At 63.6% G+C, this 21,836-nt stretch carries 19 protein-coding genes, 1 pseudogene and 1 riboswitch; of the genes and pseudogenes, 9 read left to right on the top strand and 11 right to left on the bottom strand.

Annotated features, from left to right (window positions below; all coding sequences use genetic code 11):
• Positions 1 to 115 precede the first annotated feature (115 nt).
• Entirely contained in the window at positions 116 to 799 is a 684-nt protein-coding gene (locus CO655_RS28030) for a class I SAM-dependent methyltransferase (RefSeq protein WP_097608400.1), read from the top strand.
• Between the two features lie 100 nt (positions 800 to 899).
• Here the strand turns inward: CO655_RS28030 and CO655_RS28025 are convergent, their stop codons facing one another.
• From CO655_RS28025 to CO655_RS28005, 5 genes are all read right to left on the bottom strand, one after another.
• Entirely contained in the window at positions 900 to 1,700 is an 801-nt protein-coding gene (locus CO655_RS28025) for an ABC transporter ATP-binding protein (protein ID WP_097667504.1), read from the bottom strand.
• Positions 1,701 to 1,707: 7 nt separating this feature from the next.
• On the bottom strand, positions 1,708 to 2,700 hold the full coding sequence (locus tag CO655_RS28020; RefSeq protein WP_097667525.1) for an iron ABC transporter permease: 993 nt from the start codon (positions 2,698 to 2,700) through the stop codon (positions 1,708 to 1,710).
• Positions 2,701 to 2,741: 41 nt separating this feature from the next.
• Positions 2,742 to 3,746 (bottom strand): iron ABC transporter permease, encoded by a 1,005-nt coding sequence (locus CO655_RS28015; protein ID WP_097608398.1) that lies wholly within the window; start codon positions 3,744 to 3,746, stop codon positions 2,742 to 2,744.
• A 19-nt stretch (positions 3,747 to 3,765) separates the two neighbouring features.
• Positions 3,766 to 4,752: an ABC transporter substrate-binding protein gene (locus CO655_RS28010; RefSeq protein WP_097667503.1), complete on the bottom strand. Its 987-nt coding sequence runs from the start codon at positions 4,750 to 4,752 to the stop codon at positions 3,766 to 3,768.
• A gap of 147 nt (positions 4,753 to 4,899) precedes the next feature.
• Positions 4,900 to 5,994, bottom strand: coding sequence for an adenylate/guanylate cyclase domain-containing protein (locus CO655_RS28005; RefSeq protein ID WP_097608396.1), 1,095 nt, complete (start codon positions 5,992 to 5,994; stop codon positions 4,900 to 4,902).
• Between the two features lie 180 nt (positions 5,995 to 6,174).
• On the opposite strand from CO655_RS28005, the gene CO655_RS28000 reads away from it, so the two are divergent.
• The gene (locus CO655_RS28000; RefSeq protein WP_010004126.1) at positions 6,175 to 6,399 is read left to right on the top strand and encodes a hypothetical protein; all 225 of its coding nucleotides are present in this window, start codon (positions 6,175 to 6,177) and stop codon (positions 6,397 to 6,399) included.
• Between the two features lie 84 nt (positions 6,400 to 6,483).
• Here CO655_RS28000 and CO655_RS27995 read toward each other — a convergent pair whose 3' ends face one another.
• Together CO655_RS27995 and CO655_RS27990 are read right to left on the bottom strand one after the other, a co-directional pair.
• Positions 6,484 to 6,834, bottom strand: a complete 351-nt coding sequence (locus tag CO655_RS27995) for a hypothetical protein (RefSeq protein ID WP_097667524.1) — start codon at positions 6,832 to 6,834, stop codon at positions 6,484 to 6,486.
• Positions 6,835 to 7,018: 184 nt separating this feature from the next.
• The gene (locus CO655_RS27990; protein WP_097608395.1) at positions 7,019 to 7,465 is read right to left on the bottom strand and encodes an SRPBCC family protein; all 447 of its coding nucleotides are present in this window, start codon (positions 7,463 to 7,465) and stop codon (positions 7,019 to 7,021) included.
• Between the two features lie 563 nt (positions 7,466 to 8,028).
• Positions 8,029 to 8,172: riboswitch (FMN riboswitch) on the top strand.
• A gap of 80 nt (positions 8,173 to 8,252) precedes the next feature.
• Between CO655_RS27990 and CO655_RS27985 the strand changes: the two genes are divergently transcribed.
• Positions 8,253 to 8,687 (top strand): 6,7-dimethyl-8-ribityllumazine synthase, encoded by a 435-nt coding sequence (locus CO655_RS27985; protein WP_097608394.1) that lies wholly within the window; start codon positions 8,253 to 8,255, stop codon positions 8,685 to 8,687.
• 39 nt (positions 8,688 to 8,726) lie between these two features.
• Here the strand turns inward: CO655_RS27985 and CO655_RS27980 are convergent, their stop codons facing one another.
• Together CO655_RS27980 and CO655_RS27975 are read right to left on the bottom strand one after the other, a co-directional pair.
• Positions 8,727 to 9,503, bottom strand: coding sequence for a DUF1194 domain-containing protein (locus CO655_RS27980; protein WP_097667502.1), 777 nt, complete (start codon positions 9,501 to 9,503; stop codon positions 8,727 to 8,729).
• 105 nt (positions 9,504 to 9,608) lie between these two features.
• A pseudogene (locus CO655_RS27975) lies at positions 9,609 to 10,510 on the bottom strand (LysR family transcriptional regulator).
• A 187-nt stretch (positions 10,511 to 10,697) separates the two neighbouring features.
• Here CO655_RS27975 and CO655_RS27970 point away from each other — a divergent pair.
• Positions 10,698 to 11,423 (top strand): SDR family oxidoreductase, encoded by a 726-nt coding sequence (locus tag CO655_RS27970; protein WP_010029620.1) that lies wholly within the window; start codon positions 10,698 to 10,700, stop codon positions 11,421 to 11,423.
• The gene (locus CO655_RS27965) at positions 11,417 to 11,905 is read left to right on the top strand and encodes a RidA family protein (protein ID WP_097667501.1); all 489 of its coding nucleotides are present in this window, start codon (positions 11,417 to 11,419) and stop codon (positions 11,903 to 11,905) included. Before CO655_RS27970 ends, CO655_RS27965 begins: the two co-directional genes overlap by 7 nt.
• A 54-nt stretch (positions 11,906 to 11,959) precedes the next feature.
• Here CO655_RS27965 and CO655_RS27960 read toward each other — a convergent pair whose 3' ends face one another.
• The gene (locus tag CO655_RS27960; protein WP_010026513.1) at positions 11,960 to 12,499 is read right to left on the bottom strand and encodes a Pycsar system effector family protein; all 540 of its coding nucleotides are present in this window, start codon (positions 12,497 to 12,499) and stop codon (positions 11,960 to 11,962) included.
• Positions 12,500 to 12,627: 128 nt separating this feature from the next.
• Between CO655_RS27960 and CO655_RS27955 the strand changes: the two genes are divergently transcribed.
• Complete coding sequence (locus CO655_RS27955) at positions 12,628 to 16,398, top strand: FecR domain-containing protein (RefSeq protein ID WP_097667500.1); 3,771 nt, start codon at positions 12,628 to 12,630, stop codon at positions 16,396 to 16,398.
• Entirely contained in the window at positions 16,398 to 18,380 is a 1,983-nt protein-coding gene (locus CO655_RS27950) for an adenylate/guanylate cyclase domain-containing protein (RefSeq protein WP_097667499.1), read from the top strand. The genes CO655_RS27955 and CO655_RS27950 overlap by 1 nt, the downstream gene beginning before the upstream one ends.
• A gap of 173 nt (positions 18,381 to 18,553) precedes the next feature.
• Here the strand turns inward: CO655_RS27950 and CO655_RS27945 are convergent, their stop codons facing one another.
• A complete protein-coding gene (locus tag CO655_RS27945; protein ID WP_097667498.1) occupies positions 18,554 to 19,135 on the bottom strand; it encodes a TetR/AcrR family transcriptional regulator in 582 nt (193 codons plus the stop codon).
• 140 nt (positions 19,136 to 19,275) lie between these two features.
• Between CO655_RS27945 and CO655_RS27940 the strand changes: the two genes are divergently transcribed.
• Positions 19,276 to 19,833 (top strand): DUF308 domain-containing protein, encoded by a 558-nt coding sequence (locus CO655_RS27940; RefSeq protein ID WP_097667497.1) that lies wholly within the window; start codon positions 19,276 to 19,278, stop codon positions 19,831 to 19,833.
• A 161-nt stretch (positions 19,834 to 19,994) separates the two neighbouring features.
• Complete coding sequence (locus tag CO655_RS27935) at positions 19,995 to 20,975, top strand: SDR family oxidoreductase (protein ID WP_097667496.1); 981 nt, start codon at positions 19,995 to 19,997, stop codon at positions 20,973 to 20,975.
• Positions 20,976 to 21,836 lie beyond the last annotated feature (861 nt).

Here is a 21,836-nt window from a genome sequence, read left to right as displayed (position 1 = left end):
TGCAAAATATTCGGAGGCTGTGGAAGGCACTCGAAAACCGGCTCCTGATCTAGCCAAGCATGACCCCACATCCTAAGACCGTCACCGTGATCGGCATGATGCGAGGGGCAAGAGGATGGCTGAGGACGCGCAGAAAAACATCGGCACGTGGTATATCGATCCCGACGCCGAAGACAGGATGGCCGATGGACATGCGCCCATCTGGCGCCACCTGATCGACCTCATCCTCGAGCGCGACCTGACCGACAAGAGCGTGCTCGATTTCGGCTGCAATCAGGGCGGCCTGCTGCGCCATCTCTATGCGATCCGCCCCTTCCGCAAGGCGCTCGGCATCGATATCGCCGAAACCTCGATCGCCAAGGCCGAGACGCTGAAGGGCAATCTGCCGATCCAGCATCAGGTCGGCGGCAGGCTCGACGGCTGGAGCGAAGAATTCGATCTCGCCGTCAGCCATGAGGTCATCTACCTCGTTCCCGATATCGACGCCCACGCCGCCGACATCTGGCGGGCGCTGAAATCCGGCGGCGTCTATTATGCCGTCACCGGATGCCATACGGATAACCCGCTCTGGCCGAAATGGCGCGAGCTCGTCGCCAACCGCACCAACACCGTCGTCCAGGACCGGTCGATCACCGATTACGGCCGCGCCTTCGAAAAGGCGGGCTTCGACGTCTCCGCCCGCAAGCTCGAATATGACGGCTTCATTCCCTTCGTCGCGGACGGCTGGACGCCTGATTTTGCCGATGCGCTGAATTACTACACCCAGACGAAGATCGTCTTCAGGCTGGTGAAGCGCTAAAGCGCGTCGCGTCAAATATGATTCATGCGACGCGCTTTAGCTCTTTGTTTTGACGCATGTCGTTGTCCCGGAACCGCTGCACACTTCCGGGCGACAGGCATTAGACCGTATCGGCTCGCTGAAGCCGCATCAGCTCGACATCGAAATGCGGCGGGCTGTCGGGTGCGACCTGGACGAAACGGCCTCTGACGCGGAAGATTTCCTGGATCAGCCCGCGTTCGGCGAGCTCCCCAGGGGCGCCGTCGAATCTGAGTTCGCCTTTTTCGAGCAGCGAGATGCGGTCGCTGACGGCGACAGCCTGGTTGATGTCGTGGATCGCCATGACGACGGTCACGCCCTTTTCCCGGCTCAGCCGATGCACGAGGTCGAGCACCTCGACCTGATAGCCGATATCGAGGAAGGAGGTCGGCTCGTCGAGCAGCAGGATCTCCGCTTCCTGGGCGAGAGCCGCCGATATCCAGGCCCTTTGCCGCTCGCCGCCGGACAGTTCCCGAAGGCTGCGGTCGGCAAGCCCCGACAGGCCGGTGCTTTCGAGCGCCCATTCGATCGCGTCTTCGTCGCGACTGTCATAGGAGCGGAACAGGCCGACATGCGGATAGCGGCCCTGGCGCACGAGCTGGGCGACGGTCATTTCATCTGGCGCGGTCGGCTGCTGCGGCAGGAAGGCAAGCCTCTTCGCCAGCATGCGGCGCGACATGGAGGCGACGGCAACGCCGCCGAGCGACGCTCGGCCCCCGGCCGGCCGGATCAGCCCTGCCAGCGCATGCAGCGCCGTGCTCTTGCCCGAGCCGTTCGGGCCGATCAGCGCGCGGATCTCGCCCTTTTCGAGCGAGAGGCTGAAGCCGTTAAGGGCCTTTCGCTGGCCGTACATCACCGAGAGGTCGGAACAGGACAAGGGCATTTCGGCCTCACATGGTTTTGCGCAGCAGCGCGAGCAGGAGCGGCACGCCGAAGACGGCCGTGACCACGCCGATCGGGATTTCCTCGGCTTGGCCCAACAGCCGGCCGATGAGATCGCCGAGCGTGACGATGACGGCGCCGAGCACGATCGTCAGCACCAGCGACAGCATGAAATTCCGTCCCGCCAGGAAACGGGCGAGGTGCGGCACGACGAGACCGATGAAGACGACAGGGCCGACCGCGCCGACCGCACTCGCCGCAAGTGCAGAAGATACGATCAGCACGACCGAGAACTGTCTCTTATAGCCGAGGCCGAAAGAGCGGGCGACGGATGCATCGAACTGCAGCAGCGTCAAGGGCCGGTAGATGACCGGCAACATGGCGAGCCCGACGATGGTGAAGGGCAGCAGGAAGAGCGCGTGATCCCAGCTGCGGGCGTAAAGGCTGCCCGACAGCCATTCGAGGATGATCTCGATGCGGGCCGATCCCCAACCGGCGATGAGGCCGATCGCCACCGCATGCAGCACCGCCCCGACCGCCACGCCGCAGAGCGTGATGCGCAGCGCGCTGAGGCCGAGGCGAAAAGCCAGGAGGTAGATGACGCCGCCGGCGATCAGGCCGCCGGCAAGCCCCGCCGCCGGCAGCCATGCGACCGGCAGCTCGGCAAGCGTGTTCGAGCCCGGCTCGAAGATATAGACCGTGAAGAGCAGGAAAATCGTCACCGACAGCGTTGCCCCTTGCGACACGCCCATCAGCGACGGATCGGCGAGCGGATTGCGGGTGATGGTCTGCAGCAGATATCCCGCCAGCGAAAAATGGATGCCGGCCAGAATGCCGGTGGCGATGCGCGGCAGCCGGATATCGAGAATGATCAGCCGCGCCTCCGCCGAGCCACCGCCGGTCAAGACGGCCGCGACATCGGCCATCGGAATATCGGCAACGCCGAGAAAGATCGCCGCCGCCAGCGACAGGACCGTCAGGATGGCCAGTGCGGCGGCCATGCCGAAGCCCGGCGAAACGGCCGATGTCGAGGCCGGGGCGCTCATCGTGCCTCACCCGCAAGGCTCAGCCGCCCGCGCTGGACGAGATAGATAAAGACGGGGCCGCCAAGCAGCGCGGTGACGATGCCGACCGGCAGCTCACGCGGGATGGCGATGCTGCGCGCCAAAACGTCGGCGACGGTGACGATCAGCGCGCCGAGAGCAGCACTGAGCCCAATCTCCCACCCGGTGCCGCGCGGCTTGAGCAGCCGGGCGATGTGGGGAGCGGCCAGCCCCACGAAGGCGACCGGCCCGGCGACCGGCGCGACACCGGCGACCGGAAGGACGGCGAGAACGAGGATGAGCGGCTTCCAGAAGCCGAGCTGCAGGCCCATGCCAGCCGCCGCATGATCGCTCAGCATGAACATGGCGATGACGCGCCGCAGCAGCAGGGCGCCGGCGACGCCGGCGATCGTCCAGGGCAGCATGTAGAAGAGATGCAACCAGGTGCGCCCCTGGAAGCCGCCGGCAAGCCAGAAGAGCAGCGATGCCGATTGCGGCCCGGTCAAAAGCAGCACATAGGTGGTGATCGCACTCAGAAAGAGCGAGACGCTGACGCCGCCGAGCGCAAGCTGCAGCGGCCGCCCCTGCCCGCCATGCGACACCCAGAATGTCACCGAGGCTGCCGCAAGCCCGCCGGCAAGGCCGATGAAGGGATAATAGGCCGGCGATATCGAGGGCAGGAAGACGAAACAGCAGACGATCGGCGCGACCGCCCCCGATGTGACGCCGGTGATGCCGGGATCGGCCAGCGGATTGCGCGTCAGCGTCTGCAGCACATAGCCGGAAACGGCAAGCCCCGCGCCGCCGGCAGCCGCCGTCAGGCTGCGCGGCAGCCGCAGCGTCCAGACGAGAATGGATTCGATCTTGCCATCGGGCGCCAGGAGCACGCGGATGGCGGTCTCGGCCGACAGCGTCTTGGCACCGATCAGCAAGCCGAGCAACACCGCCAACATTGTCGCGATGCCGATGAGCCCGATGGCCAGGAATGATTGCCGGGGGCTCATCGCCGGTCTTGTCCCCGGCTTAGTTCTGCAGTTCGGCCGGGATCAGCTTGGCGGCTTCCGCCTTGACGTCGACGGCCGGGAACGTGTCGGGATAGAGGTAGTGCGCGGCCTCGCGCAGCACGATTTCGCGGGCGATCGGGCCATTGGTCTCGACCCACTGGTCGCCGACATAGAAGACCCGGTTGTTCTTGACCGCCGACAGCTGCGACCAGATCGGATTGCCTTCATGCGGGCGATCCGGGCCGGAATCGTAGACGAAGATCACCTCCGGGTCCTTCTCCAACATGGTTTCGAGGCTGAGGTCGATGCCGAACTCGCCGCCCGGGGTCTTCGGGCCGGGAACATTGTCGCCGCCGATCGCAGCGACGATCGAGGCCGAGGTGTTTTCCGTGTGGAAGGCGAAAGGTGTCGCGCCGCCCCACATGATCAGGAAGCGCGGATGCTTGTCCTTCGGCGCCTTGGCGGCGAATTCCGCCAGATGCTTGCGGAAATCGGCGTTCAGCTGCTCGCCGCGCTCGGGCTTGCCGAGCAGCTTGGAAAGGGCGGCGGTCTCGCTGTAGCTCTCTTCGAGCAGCTCCATATTATAGGCGACGTAAGGCGCGATGTTCTGCAGCTGCGCCGCATTGCCGACCGTATAGCGGCGGATCGCGATGATCAGATCCGGCTTGGCTTCGGAGAGAAGCTCGAGATTGGGCTTGGCGCGCTGGCCGATCTGCTTCATCCCGGCGGTCAGGCCGAGCAGGAAGCCCGGCTCGCGGCCTGCCGTCATATAGGTGCTGGCGACCGGCTTGATGCCGAGCGCGAGCGCGACGTCATCGGCGAAATAGGAAATCGAGGCAATGCGCTTCGGCTGCGCCGGGACTTCGACGGTCACGCCGCGATCATCTACGATGACGCTGCGCTCGTCGACGATCGAGACCTTCTTGTCTTCAGCATGCGCGGCCCCCGCCACCAGCATTGCAGACATCCCCAGCACGGAGAAAAATCTGCGCGTATATCGAGTCATGTTTGCCCCCATTCGATGTGCGCACAGGCTTTAGCCAAAAAAGAGGAGTTTCACAATCATGATTCTTGCCGGAGTTTTACGAAGCGGAGAACGCCGCGGCTGGGAGTAACCCCGCATCTGCGCCTTTCGGCAGCATCAGCGCTGAGGTCAATTCTCAGGCAGGGTAAAGACCGCGCAAGGATCGGCGATGCCACGCAAGGCGTGCTCTCCGAGCGGCACGAGCGCCGCTGTCGTGTTCGCCGCCACCGCCCCGGAGATCAGTACGCTGCGGCCGAGTGGCTTGCAGAGCCCCTCGAGCCGGCTGACGAGATTGACGGCTGGGCCGATGGCGGTGAAATCCAGCCGGTCGGCCGCACCGATATTGCCCCACAGGATTTCGCCGAAATGCAGCGCGGCGCCGAAAGGCAGCGGCGCCAGCCCCTGCCCCTGGCGAACCTGGTCGAGATGGACCATGCCGGCGCGGCTGGCGGCGATGGCCCGCAGCGCCGCCTCGCAGGCATCGCGGTCCCCTTGAGCCTTATCCGCCGCAGGCGTGACGGGGAAGATCGCCAGCACACCGTCGCCGATGAATTTCAGCACCTCGCCGCCGAAGGCGTGCACGGCGCCGGCGACGCGGTCGAACCAGGCATCGAGCGTTGCGATCATGGCGTGCGGCTCCGTCACCTCGGAGAGTGCGGTGAAGTCACGCAGGTCGGCGCAGAGAAGCGCTGCGCGGATGGTTTCTCCGCTGCCGCGGGCAAGTGCCCCGGCCTGCACCCGCGCCGCGCTGCGCCGGCCGAGATAGGCCTCGAGCAGGGCTGCCCGCGCCTCTCGCGCCGCGAGTGCGGCAAGCGGCGCAGCGGCAAACCGCGCCACCTCGCGCAGACGGTCCGCCTCGGCCGCGCCGAAAGCGTCCACCCCCGCTCCATTGCCGATGCCCGCCCAGCCAAGCACCGGGCTGTCCTGTGAAGGGCCGATCTGCTGCTCCCATACCGGCCCGAGCCCGGCCAGCCACTCGCGGCCGGCCTCGACGGGCGGAGCCGCAGCGAAAGCGAGCGCCTCGATAACGGCCCCGGTCTCCGCCCGCCACAGCCAGGTGCGCCGCGCGATGATCGGATGCGGCACCGAAAGCGTCAGCGCGCCGCCGGCTAGCGGCAGACCATCGCAAAGCAGCCGGCGTCCGAGCTCGGCCAGGAACCGTTCGGGACCGGGCGAGGCAGCGGCCTCGTCAACCAGCCAGGCAAGGGAGGAAGGCAGATCCATGGCTCAGGATGACATCGCCCGGAGGCGTCCGCAAGCAGACGGTTCCGCGCCGGCGGCTCTTGCCAAAAACAGTGTCGAAAATCCGACACGCCGGTGGAAAGCAGAAAAATAACACTTTAAACTTGCGCTGCTTTGATTCCACTATAATGTCGGGTCATCATCCGCGATTGAGGGGTTGCGATGGGCACGACATTCTGGCCGAAAGATCCGCTGGACGGAAATGACATGACGCTGCTGACGTCGATCCTGCGGCGCTGGTGCGCGCGCTATGGAATCGAGTTTACGGCGGACGAAAGCCGTCTGAAGGCGAAGGAACTCGTCGAATGGTTTGAGTTCGGCGTCAAGGATCCGGCCGAACTCGAAGAGCTGATCGACGGCAAGCACTGGCTGGTCAGCCGGATCTGACCTGAGCGCAATTGCAGTTTCCAAAAGAAAAGGCCGGGCGAAATATCGCGCCGGCCTTCGTCCGTCAGCCTCATGCCGAGGCTTTTAGTAGTCGTCCCGCCAGCGGCGTTCGCGATCCCAGCGGCGTTCATGGCGCCAGCGCGGGCCATCCCAGTCGCGGTGGCGGCGCTCCCAGCCCCAGCGGGGCGGACCACCATAGAAAGCCACCGGCGGCGGGCGTCGCCAGTTGCGGCGGCATTCGCCCCAGCGGTTCAGGTGCCAGCCGCGGCCGCAGGCGTAGTCGACCTTCGTGACATCGCCCTTTGTGGCATCGCCCTTTGTGACATCGCTTGTGACCTTGCTCTCGACATTGATTGTCCCCATCGGCATCGCCTGCGCAGAGCCGATCGAAAGGCTGCCAGCGAGCAAGGCAGCCGCGATAGATAGTGCCTTCATCGAAAACTCCATTTCATCCAGCCGTACCCACTTTAGGGCCGCCAAATTGAACTGGAGATGAACCGGGCATTCATGTTTGCAGGTGAAAAAACCTTGCTTTTTGACCGCCGGTCGGAGTGCCCGCCGGCCGTTTTTCCCGCAGCGGCAAGCGCTTGAGAAGCGCCCCGCGCCCGCGAAAAATCGTTCATGTCCTGCCGTAAAAAGGATCCGGTCCCGGATCGCGCCCGGCGGCGACCGCGGTGAGCCGCCCGAGATAATGCTCCCAGCCCTCGGCATGGCCGGCGCACTGCTCCTCGCTCGGCAGGCCGCTATGGGTGAGTCGGAGCAACGTCCCATCCGGCTGCTCGATCAGGTCGATCTCGACCAGGCTGGAGCCCGGCGGCACGGCCTCGCTGCCATCCCATCCGAAGCTGTAGGCAAGCCGATGCACCGGCACGACCTCGCGAAACGAGCCTCGCGCAAAGCGGGCGCCGGTGACATTGACGAGATAGAGCCCGCCCGGCTCCGGCTCGATCTCGGCCTCCGTTCCCATCCATCGCAAAATCTTCTCCGGATCCGTCATCAGCGCAAACACCGCAGCCGGCGGCGCCGCAATATGCGCCTCACGGCGCACGACAAAAGACTCTGGCATGCCTCCCTCCCATGATGGTCACGGCCAGCCCCGCCTCATGCGGGACGGCGCGTCATGCTGTTTCGGCGTGAGTGTGCTCATGGAAGCATGTAGGCGCGAGTGCACGCGCAGCAAGGGCGATCGGACAATGCGTGTCCTCCTCCTATTCGCCGGCCCTCATTGACGGGTGCGGCACCCGCCAAACGCTCCTCATGCTGAGGTGTGTAGCGGGCACCACCTCTCCTCCGTCATTCCTGTCCTCGGGCTTTGACCCGAGGGATGTCACAGGAATCCAGCCACGGCGCGTCCGCGCCGTGATTGACTCCATTGACAGGAGGCGAGTCTCTCGCGCCCAAGGACTTGGGCGCACTGGATCCCTGTGACATCCCTCGGGCGAAGCCTGAGGCCACAGGGATGAGGGAGGCCGGAGAGGCGTGCTCACTCCACTTCCAGCCTCATCAGCCTTGCATACCCCAACGTCTTCATGCTGAGACGCGCAGCCCGAAAGGGCGAAGCCTCGAAGCCACCCCACCACCAAACCAATTTCCCCTATTGCCAGCCCGCCGCCTTGTCCCTATTGTCCGCGCCGTTCTCAGGGCGGGGTGGAAGTCCCTACCGGCGGTATGCAGTTTCGATTGCGAGCCCGCGAGCGCCTTCTTAACGAAGGGTCAGCAGATCAGGTGAGATGCCTGAGCCGACGGTCATAGTCCGGATGAAAGAGAACGCGCGTTCCTGCTGCCCTTACCGGCAGCCGGTGAACGTTCGTGATCGCCTTGGGTGACGTGTCTGTACGCCAAAGGAGATTACCATGACACCCACCCGTTATGCCTTCGTCAAAGCCGGCTGGCACGCCGATATCGTCGACCGTGCGCTCGAAGGTTTCCAGCAGCTCATTCCAGCTGAGCAGATCGATGTGTTCGACGTTCCCGGCGCATTCGAAATGCCGCTGCTGTCGCGCGATCTTGCGGCGACCGGGCGCTACGGCGCCGTCATCGCCGCCGCCTTCGTCGTCGATGGCGGGATCTACCGTCACGAATTCGTCGCCCAGGCCGTCGTCGATGGCCTGATGCGCGCCGGCATGGATACCGGCGTTCCGGTTCTGTCGGTTTCGCTGACCCCGCACAATTACCAGGAAACCGAGCATCACACGCAGATCTACCGCGCGCACTTCGTCGAGAAGGGCCGCGAGGCGGCCCGAGCCGCCCTCATGATCGGCAAAACGCGCGCCGCTCTCGCGGCGTAAACCTCCGCATCGAGGCGGCGGCAACGCCTGCCGCCTCTCTCACCGGTCAAACATATCCCGCCACTGCTTCTCCCCGATCAAGCAGTCCGTTGCCGGCTCCGCGCCGGCGATCGGCTGCACCGTCGCCGGCAGAGACAAGCCGCTGATCTCCATCACCAGCTTGCGGCGCACGGCGACGGCGAAGTCCTCGATCTTGCGGACCGGCAGCACGAAGGCGCCGGGGCCGCCGATGACGCAGTCGGCATAATATTTGTCGAGCCCATCGGGCGCATCGGAAGGCCGCAGCATCAGGGCGAGGCCGTTGATGACCATGCCTGACGCCACCGCCTTGTCGCGGACGGGCGTGACGGGATTGCCGGAATTGTTCGGACCGTCGCCGGAGACATCAATCACCTCCCGCCTGCCCCGGAAGGGGCTGGAGATGATCATGCTGACGCCCTGGGCGATCGCGGTGGAGATCGAGGTGCGCCGCTGCGTGCCGATCGGCCGGGCGTCGACCTTGTCGGCAAAGGCGATCGCATCCTGCTCCGTCGCGATCACCTGCCAGTCGATCACCGAACCCTGGACGACATAGCCCGCCCATTCAAAATAGCTGATGGCGATGCGGCCGGTGAGCCCGCCCTTCACCGCATCGATGAATTCCTTGTGTTTCAGCGCCTCGACATAACCGTCGCGCTGGATGCCGATCTCTTCGAAATCCATCGACCGCGAGGTGTCGACGGCAAGCACCAGCGTCACGTCGACCTCGTTTGCCGCAGCCTGCGCCGTCGGCACGACACCGGAAAGACCCATGAGCACCGCAAGTGACGTCAACATCGGCAGATCCCCGCGACATTCCCACGCCGGGCGACTCTAGCACAGCTTGGCCGCCGCCGAACGCGCCGCCGCGCGGGCCGCTTCAATTTTCGGTGATGGCACCCCTCAATGCAACGGCAGCCACAAAGGACTTTTCCATGCCTTCAGCGCGTCGAGGAAGACCTGCAGGCGCAGGGGCAGGAAGCGGCGCGTGGGATAGACGGCGTGCACGAAGATTTCCGGCGACGACCAGTCCGGTAGCAGGCGGATGAGCGCGCCTCCTCGGATCTGCTCGTCGCAATAGGTCGAAGGCAGGAGACCAATGCCGTGGCCACGATAGGTGAAGGCGCTGACCGCATCGAAATCGCGGCTCGATGCCGGCCCCGACACGCGCACGTCGGCCGATTTGCGGCCGCTGACGAGATGCCATTCCGCTTCGCTGTTGCGCCCGTTCAGGAGCACGCACCGATGGTCCTTGAGATCTGCGGGCTTTGTGGGAAGCGCCCTCTCCTTCAGATAATCCGGGGCGGCGACCAGATAGCGCACGCTCTTGCCGAGCCGCTGCGCGACGATGGTGGAATCCTTGAGTTCGCCGAAGCGGATGCCGAGATCGATATTCTCCGCGACCAGATCGAGGAACAGGTTAGTGACGAAAAGATCGACTTGGATCTCGGGATAGGCCTTCAGGAAATCGGAGATGAATTCGTAGAAGACCTCTTGGCCCAAGATGACCGGCACCGAGATCTTCAGCAAGCCTTCCGGCTTTCTCTGCGTTTCAGTCAGCGCCTGCTCGGCGTCGATGAGATGAGCAAGCGGCTCGCTGCACCTGTCGTAATAGGCCCGGCCCTGCGCGGTGAGGCTGAGCTTGCGGGTCGTGCGCTGGATCAGCGTCACGCCGAGCTGGTCTTCGAGCGACGTCACCTTCCGACTGACGGTCGAAACAGGCATGCCGAGCGAATGGGCGGCGCGGCTGAAGCTGCCATATTGCGCCACTTCACGAAGACGGCGATGTCGTTGAGATCGGCCATGCCGGTATTTTTGCACTGATGCAAAAGAGAATCCAGATATTTCCATCTAATCGAGCAATGACGTTTTCGCCATATTCACCTTGCGAAAACAACCAACAACCCGATGGCGGCGCGATCGCGGCGGCCCCATCTCGAGCGACCCACCTTGCCAGGCCTGCGTTGCCCGAACCAGATTATGGAGTTCAACATGACCAAGCAAAGGACTGTCATCGTCACGGGCGCCTCCCAGGGTATCGGAGCAGGGCTCGTCAACGCCTTCGTCGAGCGCGGCTACAACGTTGTTGCCACCTCGCGTCAGGTCAGCGCTTCGGATGCCTTCCAGGCTTCCGACAGGCTGGCTCTGGTCGACGGCGACATCGGCGATCCCGAAACAGCGGCCCGCGTCGCCAAAACCGCAATCGACCGGTTCGGTTCGATCGACGCGCTCGTCAACAATGCCGGCATCTTCTTCACCAAGCCGTTCGTCGATTACACGATGACCGACTTCCGTAAGCTCTCGTCGACCAATCTCGAAGGCTTCCTGCACCTGACGCAGCGGGTCATCAGGCAGATGCTCGCCCAGAAGACGGGCGGCAGCGTCGTCAGCATCACCACCCCGCTGATCGACCATCCGATCGCCGGCATGCCCGCTTCCGTGGCGATGATGACCAAGGGCGGCATCGACGCGATTTCGAAGAACCTTGCGATGGAATATGCAAGCGAGGGAATCCGCGTCAACACGGTCGCCCCCGGCGTCGTCGACACGCCCCTTCACAAGGACAATCCGAAGGAGTTCCTGAGGACGCTGTCGCCGATGACAGGCATTTCGAATGTCGATGAAATCGTCGACGCGGTGGTCTTCCTCACTGAAGCTCCGCGCGTCACCGGGGAGGTGCTGCACGTCGATGGCGGCGCACATCTGGGCAAATGGTAAACCATGAGAAAGCGCAGGCAGCCGGCGCGGAACGGCGGCTGCAGGAACTCGGCATCACCCTTCCCCCGCCGCCGACACCCTTTGGGGCCTATGTCGAGGCGACGAGAACAGGCAATCTGGTCTTCTTCAGCGGCATGCTGCCGGTTGTCGACCACGAGCCCCGCTATATCGGCCGTGTCGGCGGCGCGCTGACATCGGAAGACGGTCGCAAGGCAGCCGAGACGGCGACGCTGAGCGCGCTTTCCGCCGCCAGGGATTATCTCGGCTCGCTGGACAGCGTCGTGAGGGTCGTGAAGCTCGGCGTCTATATCGCCACCGAGGGCGATTTCCGCGACCACCCCAGGGTCGCCGACGGCGCGTCCGAGTTGCTGCTTGCGGTCTTCGGCGAGGAAAAGCTCTCCGGCCGCGTCGTCCTCGGCGTCGCCAGCCTGCCCCTCGGCATGCCGGTCGAGATCGAGCTCGTTATCGAAGTCGAGGATTGAATGAGCGGGGCGCGCGTCTCAGCGCGCGCCCCGCATTCTTGCCTTCGCTTGCGCTCAGCCTGCCGCCAACAGCAGCACATAGGCAATGACGCTCACCATCAACCCGCGAAAGGCGAAGGTGACGCAGCGGTATTTGCTGCGGGCGATGCAGGAAAGAATTTCGGCGTTTTCGAGATACTGATCGAAAAGATAGCGCTCGTCGCGCCGCAGCGCCGCCTCGAAGAACAGGTCGCGGTGCTTGGGCCAGGCGCCCCAGAAGAGCGAGGTCGACGTGCCCAGACGACGGGGCAGCACGACGAGAATGGCCGAGAGGATGGAGAAGACCGAGGCTGCGGCAAGCAGGCCCGAGAACAGAATGCTTCCCGGCGCGCCACCGACATAACGGGCCAGGCTGAAGACTGCCCTCACATCGCTGGAGCTGACCAAAAAGGCGAGCATGAAAGTAAAGATATAGGCGGCCTTCTGGTCGGATATCTTGATCTGATCATAAAATATGTCGTTGATTTTCTTGATGTGGTCAAAATACTCGGTGCTGACATCTCCGCTCGACGGCCTGCTCAGCATAACCTCCGTGACATTTTCGAATTCGCTCACCTGAATACTCCATCCCTAAAGTGTTTCCCTGATATTACACTTCGCGACGAAAGCAAGAACACGTGTGCAACGCGCTTGACTTTTCCACTCTGCAAAGACAAAGGGGAAGCGGGGTTGGGGTCGAGGTCATGCGGGGTTATTCCAGTAACATCTGTCGCATTGGGGTGGCGCTGGCGTTTGCCGTGCCCGGTTTCGGGCTGCCGGCGATGGCCGATCCCATTCAGCGTGCAACCCCGGTCGCCGGCTCCGTCATCGCCCGCAAGACCGGCGAGGAGGTCCGCTTCATCGACGTGTCGGACTGGCGCATCGTCGACATCAACCAGGATCTTCTGACCGGCGACGTGCTGCGCACCAATGCCAACGGCCAGCTCGCCATCGTCTTTTCCGATCACACCCAGGTCCGCCTCGGCCGCAATTCCTCGCTGCAGGTCAAGAAGATGGCCGCAAGCGGCGATACGGTGCTCGAGCTTCAGGCCGGCACCATCTGGGCCCGCGCCCAGCGCGGCGGCCAGGGCCTGACGGTCGAAACCCCGGCCGCCGCAGCCGCCATCCGCGGCACCGACTGGACGATGACCGTCGACGGCGCCAAAACCTCGATGATCGTACTCGAAGGCCGCGTGGCGCTCTCCAACCCGCAGGGCAGCGTCGAGGTGAGCGAGGGCGAAGGGGCGGTCGCCACCATCGGCCAGGCGCCGACCAAGATCATCAGCGTCAATCCCGGCGACCGGGAACAGATGCTCTTCTATCTCGACCTGCGCGACGGCTTCGACCTGATGCCGACGTCGCCGCTGCGGGCCGACCGTATGGCCACCGAGCGCCGCCGCCTGCTGGCGCTGCCGCCGGAGCGGCGCACGACCGAGGACTGGCTGGAACTTGCCGAAGTGCAGAGCGCCTTCGACGGCCGCCAGGCTGCGGCTGCAACCTTGCAGAATATCCGCGGCCGCAAGCTGACGGCAGCCCAGCAGGCCCGCGTCGACCTGATCGACGCCACCATCGCCGGCGCGGAGAAGCGCTACGGCGACGCCGCCAGGCTCTTCCGGAAGGCCCTGCCGCATCTCGATCCGACCCGCCGCAACATGGCGCAATATGGCGGCTATTTTGCCCGTTCGCTGGCCGATCCCAAGCATGCCGAGCCGGCGCCGGCCACCACCTCCGGCCCCTATGGCGCGATCATGCAGGCCTATACGACAGGCTTTCTCGAGAACCCGCGTGCCGCGATCGAAATCATCAAGAAAGCGGAACAGCGCTATCCCGACGATCCGACCCTCCCGGCGGTCCGCGCCCAGCTGGCCCAGCTCACCGATGACCGCGAGCAGATGATGCAAGCGATAGAACGCTCGCTGGCGCTCGACCCTGATCACCCGATGGCGCTCTCCGCCCGGGCGAGTTACAAGGCGGTCTATGAGAGCGACATCAACGGCGCGCTTGCCGACCTCAATCGCGCCATCGAGCTTGCTCCCGGTGGGTCAAGCACGCTGAATTCGCTCGGCCTGCTGCAGAGTTCGCGCAATGCCAATGGCGAAGCGGAGAAGGCCTTCAAGAAGGCGATCGAGCTCGATCCGCAAGACCCGCTGCTGCACGCCAACCTGGCAATCCTCTATCTCGACCAAGGGCGGATGAAGGAAGCCAAACGCGAGATCGACACGGCAATCGCGCTCGATCCGTCCTTCGACATCGCCCTGCTCGCCCGCGGCCGCTACTACCTGCAATCTGGCGAGCGCGACAAGGCGCTGCAAGACCTGCTCGCCGCCAGCACCACCAACCCGGCGCATTCGCAATCCCAGCTGATGCTCGCCGCCGCCCATTATGAAAAAGGCGACCGCATTCCGTCGCAGCAGGCGCTCGACAATGCCGACCGGCTCGACAACAACGACCCGGTTATCTCGTCCTTTCGCACCGCCGTCGATATTGACGATTACGACGCCGACGGCGCGATCCGCAACGCCCAGGAATACCTGCGTCGCTCCCGCGCCCGCGGCGGCGATTACAGCGGGCTCGGCGCCAATGCGAGCGCCGGTTCGACGCTCAACAACGCCTTCCGCCTGCAGGGCCTGGATGCCTGGGGCCGCTACTACGGCGATGCCGCCTTCGACCCCTTTAAAGGCACCGGATACATCGACCAATCGATCAAGGGTAGCATCTTCCCTTACGTCAACGCGACGAGCTTCAGCGATGACAATGTCATCCAGAACCGCGGCAACGCGTCGAGCTACTCGTCCTTCATCCAGGGCCTGCTGCTTTCTCCGCACATGCTGTCGGGCCGTTCGCGCTCGGCAACGCTGTTCGACGTACCGTTCATCGAAGGCTCGCTCGGCGGCGGCATCAACAGCGTCGACGGCCATACCAGACGCATCGGTGAAGCCGATATCCAAGGCTATTCCAACGAGACGATCCCGATCAGCTTTTACGGCAATCTGACCTGGGAAGAACTGGCGCTCGATGGGGACTATCGCGACTTCGGCGGATATGCGACCGACAACAAGCTGCTCGGCGGCAACGGCTATCTGACGGCGACGGTGACGCCGGATGACCGCGTCGTGGCCTATTTCAATCATGCCAACAATGATGGAACGTTGAATGCGCTGTCGACGGACCCCTCGCTCTCGGACGCGCTGAACCCCGTATTGCGCTTCTTCGGCTTGCCCCTGGCGCCGGACGAACTGCCGCTCTACACGACTCGGCGAGACACCACCCGACTTACCAGCGCCGGCCTCGGCTGGAGCCATACCTTCGCCTATGAGAACGTCCTGAGCGCTGCTGTGCTCTATCAGCAGACCGAAGCGAAAACCACCAACGACATACAATTCGACTGGGCAGACGTGCCGCTTCTCGGCGGCCCCGGCCGGGACATCAGGCCTTTCCTGCAAACCAGCGACGAGAATGACTCGAAGGCCTACATCGCCGCGCTCAGCCACAGTATCGGGGATGGATCACTGACCTGGCGTTACGGTATCGAGGGCGGATGGCTCGACGCGTCGCGCGAGACCTATTTCCATCTCGAGGATGTCATTCCAGGGCTCGTCGACGGCGTAACCGACGGACCGACGGAGGTTGAGACCCGCATCAATATCGGCCGCGCCTATGTCGATCTCCTGCACGAAATCACACCGAACCTGAAGGGCGAATATGCGCTCTTCGGCACGCGCCTGGAAGGCGACGGCGTTGACGTCAGCCGGCTCGAACCACGCTTCGGCCTTGCGTGGGCGCCGACGCAGAACCATTGGCTGCGCGCCGCTTTCATGCGCCAGAGCGCCGACACGGGCGTTCCCACGCTTGCGCCGATCGGCGTCCTTGGCCTTCAGGCGAACCAGTTCTCCGTCGGCACTGAGGGTTACGTCGATACGGCGGCCTTCGAATGGGATGCCGAATGGACCGATCGTCTCTTCACCACGGTGGAGTACCAGCATCAGGAGCTCCATGATTTTTCGATCGGTCTGCCGCTGATCGCTCTCCCGGCCGTCGACAGCTTTCCGCTCTCGCGCGGCAGCATCGACCGCGCCGCCGTGACCGCCAATGTTGCGCTCGGCAACGGTTTCGGTCTTTCGGCCACCTACGCCTACATGGATTCGGAAAACAAGGATCCGGAGACTTTCAATTACGGCGGCAACCTGCCCTATATCCCGAAGAATTCCGGCCAGATCGCGCTGACCTGGGTCAACGAGGCCAAGGTCAAGGCGACGGTGGCGGCGAATTACATCGGCGAGCGCGACGGCGACGATCTCGGCACCACGCTCGACGACTATTGGAGCCTCGACGCCCACCTCGTCTGGGAACCCTTCGACAAGCGCATCGAGCTCGAGGCCGCCGCCTATAATCTGCTCGACGAAGAGTTCGAGATCACGCCCGGCGTGCCCGGCTGGGGCCGCGCCTTCAAGGGCACCCTCAAAGTCCGCTTCTGATGCGTGCGCAGGACAACCGTCGGCAGGCCGGACTGGACGGCGGCCAAGCCGGAAGCCGCCGCCTCCGGCTGCTGGTGCTGTCGCTGACCGTGCTGGTCGCCATTTCGCTTCTGTCGCGCCTGCCCGCCTGGTCGCTGCTGGAGCTCAGAAGCTTCGACTATCTCTCGACGTTCGACGATCCGCGTCCGCCGCAGGGCGGACCCGTCATCGTCGCGATCGACGAGCCCTCACTCGCCGATATCAACGCGCAATGGCCCTGGCCGCGCAGCCTGCATGCCGAGCTCATCAGCCAGCTGCGTGCAGCCGGCGCCCGCGTCATCGGCCTCGACATCATCATGGCCGAGCCCTCCAACCCCGGCAATGACGCGGCGATCGCCAAGGCCGTCGGTCCCGATGTCGTGCTTGCCGGCGACGAAACGCTGATCGAGACGCCACAGGCCTCGCAGCTGATCCGCGCCACGCCGCTGCCGGCGCTGACGCAAGCCGGTGCCGTGACTGGCATCGCCTCGATCGATCTCAGCGGCGACGGCATCTTCCGCCGCATTCCGGGCTATGAGGACGGCTTTGCCGCCATGCTGGCCAAGGCCTCGGGCGCGGAGGCGGAGATCCTGCCGGCCGGCCGGCTGATCCAGTCCTTCGGCCCGGCCCGCAGCTACCCCACGGTCTCATACTACCAGGCGCTCGATCCTCAGAATCTGTTGCCGCCGGGTTATTTCAAGGACCGCGTCGTCCTCGTCGGGCTCAGCCTGCAGAATGCGCCTGAAATCGACAAGGGCGGCGTCGACGCCTTCGCGACACCCTATACGGTTCATACCGGCAAGCTCGTCTCCGGCGTCGAAATCCAGGCGACGATTTACGACAATATCCGCTACGGCCTGTCGATCCGAGAGGCGCGCCTGCCGGCGGTCGCCGTCTGCATCCTGATCGCTGTGCTGCTTGCCGCCGTCACCGTCTGGCGCTCGACCGGATGGCTGACGATCGTGACCAGCGCGGCCGCCCTCCTCGCCTTCGCGGCCGTCAGCTTTGCCGGCATCCGGCTTGGCCATGTCTTCGTTTCGCCGCTCGGGCCGACGGTCGCCTATATCGCGGTCGCCTTCGGCCAGGCCGCCTTCGACTATGCCGAGGAGCGCCGCAACAAACGCCAGATCATCCGCGCCTTCGCCCAATATATCTCGCCCGACCTCGTCCGGCGCCTGTCGAACGATCCCTCGCAGCTGAAGCTCGGCGGCGAGCGGCGCACACTGTCGGTGCTATTTTCCGACGTGCGCGGTTTCACCACCATCGCCGAGACGCTGAAGGACGATCCGGAGCAGCTGACCGGCCTGATCAACCGGCTGCTGACGCCGCTCTCCGACGTGGTGATGGATCATGGCGGCACGATCGACAAATATATGGGCGACTGCATCATGGCCTTCTGGAATGCACCGCTCGACGACCCCGACCACGCGCTGCACGCCGTGCGCGCCTCACTCGCCATGCAGGCGGCGATCTCGCGACTGAACGGCCAGCTGGAGCGGGAGGCGGCTGCACTCGGCCGCAAGCCGCACGTCCTGAAGATGGGCGTCGGCATCAACACCGGCGAATGCATCGTCGGCAATATGGGCTCGACCCGCCGCTTCGACTATTCCTGCCTCGGCGACAGCGTCAACCTCGCCTCCCGCCTCGAAGGCGCCTCGAAGAATTACGGCGTGGCGCTGCTGCTCGGCGAAGAAACCGCAAGGCTGGTCGCCGCCAACTACACGGTGATCGAACTCGACCGCATCATCGTCAAGGGCCGCACCGTGCCCTCGCCGATCTATACCGTCGTGCATAAGGCCGATGCCGAAGCGCTGGCCGCGCATGAGGATTTTATCGAGGCGAAGTATGCCGGAACGCTTGCGTCATCCGAACCTGTTTTCGACACGCTGGCAGCAAAAATTCCGGAGCTTGCCGCCTATTATACGATCGTGCGGGATTCGCTGGTTAGCGATGCTGGGGAGTGACGGAACAGCATTTCGCGATACATGAGTTGGGCGCGGCCCCCTCCAATGCTCCTCATCCTGAAGTGCGAAGGCCAAAGGCCGGAGCCTCGAAGGACACGCCGCAACGCTGCGCCGTGCATCCATCAACCGTCAGGCAAAGGACCTTGGGACAGGAGATTGGCGAAAGGAGATCGTTATGCGGCCCGCAGCCTTGCGATCTCAGGTGCAACCACTGCGATGAACAATCCGGGATCGCCCAGAGCCCTCGCCGAAAGCATGGCCCCATGAACCGAGGCCATCAGCATCTGGGCATGCTCTTGCGGCCGCTTGTCGAGCTGGAACAGGTTCTGCTCGACGCCGGCCTGCAGCACTGAGGTCAGCCATGCCGCAAGATTTCGGAAATGGGCGCGAACGCGTGATGCCACCTCATCGGGCAGCATCTGCATTTCGCTGGCAAGCATGGCGCAGATGCAGAAGGGCTGCGAGGCGTTCTCGATGCAGGTACGCCAGTAGTTGACGTAGAACTGCAGCTGATCGGCAGGGCTTGCGGCCTGCTCGCGCAAAGACTGCAAACCCGTCTCCGCCTGCTTGGTGTAACGGTCCACCAGCACCGCGACCAGCTCGGCCTTCGCAGGAAAATGGTGGTGGATGCTCGCCTTGCGGATGCCGATCGCGGCCGAGATGTCGGCATAGCTGAAGCCGTTATAGCCGCCCGCCACGATGAGCGACTGGGCGACGTCGAGAATTTTATCCGAGGTGGAAGCCATTGATTTCATGACGCCGCCTACCTTTTGGTAGGCAGATTGTCAAGCCCACGCGGCCTTCCTCCTGCTCACGATGAGGTGTTCGGGCGATGCATTGACTCGAGGTTTTTGCCTTCCTACTAGTAGGCAGGCAAATCAAGAAGGACCTGCCGATGCAAAACAATTCCTCCCCCCAGCCCAACTGGCTGCGATCCTATTATTTCACGCGCGCCGCATTCTCTCTGATCTGGATTACCGCCGCCATTCTCTCGGGCGGGCAATCCGGCCCTGCCGCCTTTCTGCTGGTGATCTATCCCCTGTGGGATGCCGCCGCCAACCTGGTCGACGCCCGCGTCAATGGCGGCCTCAAGGCCAACCCTTCGCAGGCATTGAATGTCGTCGTCAGCATCATCACCACGCTCGCCGTCGTCATCGCCCTCGGCAAAAGCAACTATGCCGTTCTCGCGGTCTTCGGGGCATGGGCGATCCTTTCCGGGCTCTTGCAGCTCTATACGGGTGTCAGGCGCTGGCGCATCTACGGCGCCCAATGGGTGATGATCCTCAGCGGCGCGCAATCGGCGCTCGCCGGCGCCTTCATGATCAGCCGGTCGCTCGGCGCCGCTTCGCCGACGATTCTTGACATCGTTCCCTATGCAGGCTTTGGCGCCTTCTATTTCCTGCTTTCCTCGCTCTGGCTGGTCGCCGCAGCTTACCGCAAGGCACAGGCATAAGCGCGGCGTGCCATGACGGCGGCAAATTCGACCCCATTTGCCGCCGTCGAAACGACGAGCTCCGACGGTCGCGCTGCACGAGATTTGCGGGAGACGATCAGCTTCTTTCGCGCTATGAAGAGCCATCCTTGCTCCCGCCCACAGATCCCGAGGTCACGCCTATGGCTTTGAACGTTCTCTTCATCGGCGGCACCGGCCAGATTTCCTACCCCTGCGTCGAGCGCGCCGTTGCCGCGGGCCACCATGTCAGCGTCTTTAATCGCGGCTTGAGAAGCGCTCCCCTGCCCGCGGGCGTGAACTCGATCGTCGGCGAACTCGGATCGGGCGCTTATGCGGACCTCGCCAAGGCCGATTATGACGTCGTCTGCCAGTTCATCGCCTTCACGCCCGACCAGGTCGCCCGCGACATCGAGGTCTTCTCCGGCAATTGCGGCCAGTACATCTTCATCTCGTCGGCCTCGGTCTATGAAAAGCCGCCGCGTCACTATGTGATCACCGAGGAGACTCCGGCGATCAATCCTTACTGGCCCTACAGCCAGGCCAAGATCGCCTGCGAGGAACTGCTGAAAAAATCCGGCAACCTCGCCTGGACAATCGTCCGCCCCAGCCACACGGTCCGCACCGGCCTGCCGATGATGATGGGCGACAGCGATATCATGGCGAGGCGCATGCTGGACGGCGAGCCCATCATCGTGGCCGGCGACGGCCACACGCCCTGGACGCTCACCCGCTCGGCCGATTTTGCCGTGCCTTTCGTCGGGCTCTTCGGCAAGCAGGCGGCGCTGAACGAGATCTTTCACATTACTTCCGACCGCGCCCACATCTGGGACGATATCCAGAAGGCGATCGCCAGACTGCTGGACGTGGAGGCGAAGATCGTCCACGTGCCGACGGACACGCTGATCCGTTATAACGAGGAGTGGGTCGGCCCGCTCCTGGGTGACAAGGCCTGGACCGCGATCTTCGACAACTCGAAGGTCAAGGGCGTGGCGGGTGATTTCACCTGCGCCGAAAGCCTCGACGAAATCCTTGCCGACTCGATCATGCACCTCAGGCAACGCCTGGCCAAAAACCGCCCGCCGAGGGGCGAACTCGATGCCCTGATCGACAGGATTTGTGCGGAGCAAGGGGCTCTCGGCTAGGATATTCCGAGGGGCGTGAACCGATAGCGACAACGAGCGGCGGGAGGCGCCACCGCCTCGTCTGCAGATGAGAATGACCGGCCGAATATAAGGCCGGCCCTACTCTATTTCTTTCTTACATTGATATTGACCGTTACGTCCTTAATTGTTCCTTCGCCGTAGGACACCCTCACCTTATACACATCCTTTCCGGAGTATCCGCTATTGGAAGTATAATATTCGGACACGCCAGGCGATTTCCTGGAATTGCACCTGATCTGAGGGGCGCCAGTCGGGTAATGTGAGGAAATCTTTTCACTAACGAATTCTACCGATCCATGCGCGGGGGGCTGTACCAGTTTTATGCTCGGCATTGTCGCAGCGGTGCAGTCTGCATTCAAATTGTACGACTGGCCCATTTTTGTCCGCTCTCCACTCAGAGCCCGGCTCTGGTCCTGGGAAACTTGAACACCATCCTTGTTGGTGACGCATCCGGACAGACCCAAAGTTACGGAAAATATGGGAATTAGAATATGGTTTGTTCTGAAAAATCGCGAACCTGGCACTCTTCTTTCATCCTCTGATTTTAATAATATTACAATTCACCTTATCCAACTGGCACCTCATTGCAATGGCACGGGTCGCCTCGCCAGGGGATCCGGCTTTAGATGCTCTGTCCTTGCCGGAATGCGAGATATTGTCCGTCCACCGAACGCAAAGGGCCATTCTCCAACGCCCTCCTTGGGCGCGGCATCCTCCAAGGTTCCTCATCCTGAGGTGCGCAGGCCAAAGGCCGGAGCCGACGCTGCTCCTTGCATCCATCAACGTCAGCGCACCCGCCTCCCCCTTCGAGGCCCCTGCGGGGCACCTCAGCAACCGTGT

It is taken from the genome of Rhizobium sp. M1 (assembly GCF_002531805.1).
Taxonomy (GTDB): domain Bacteria; phylum Pseudomonadota; class Alphaproteobacteria; order Rhizobiales; family Rhizobiaceae; genus Rhizobium; species Rhizobium etli_C.
The sequence above is the reverse complement of the archived record's forward strand: the minus strand, read 5'-3'. Positions and strand labels throughout refer to the sequence as shown.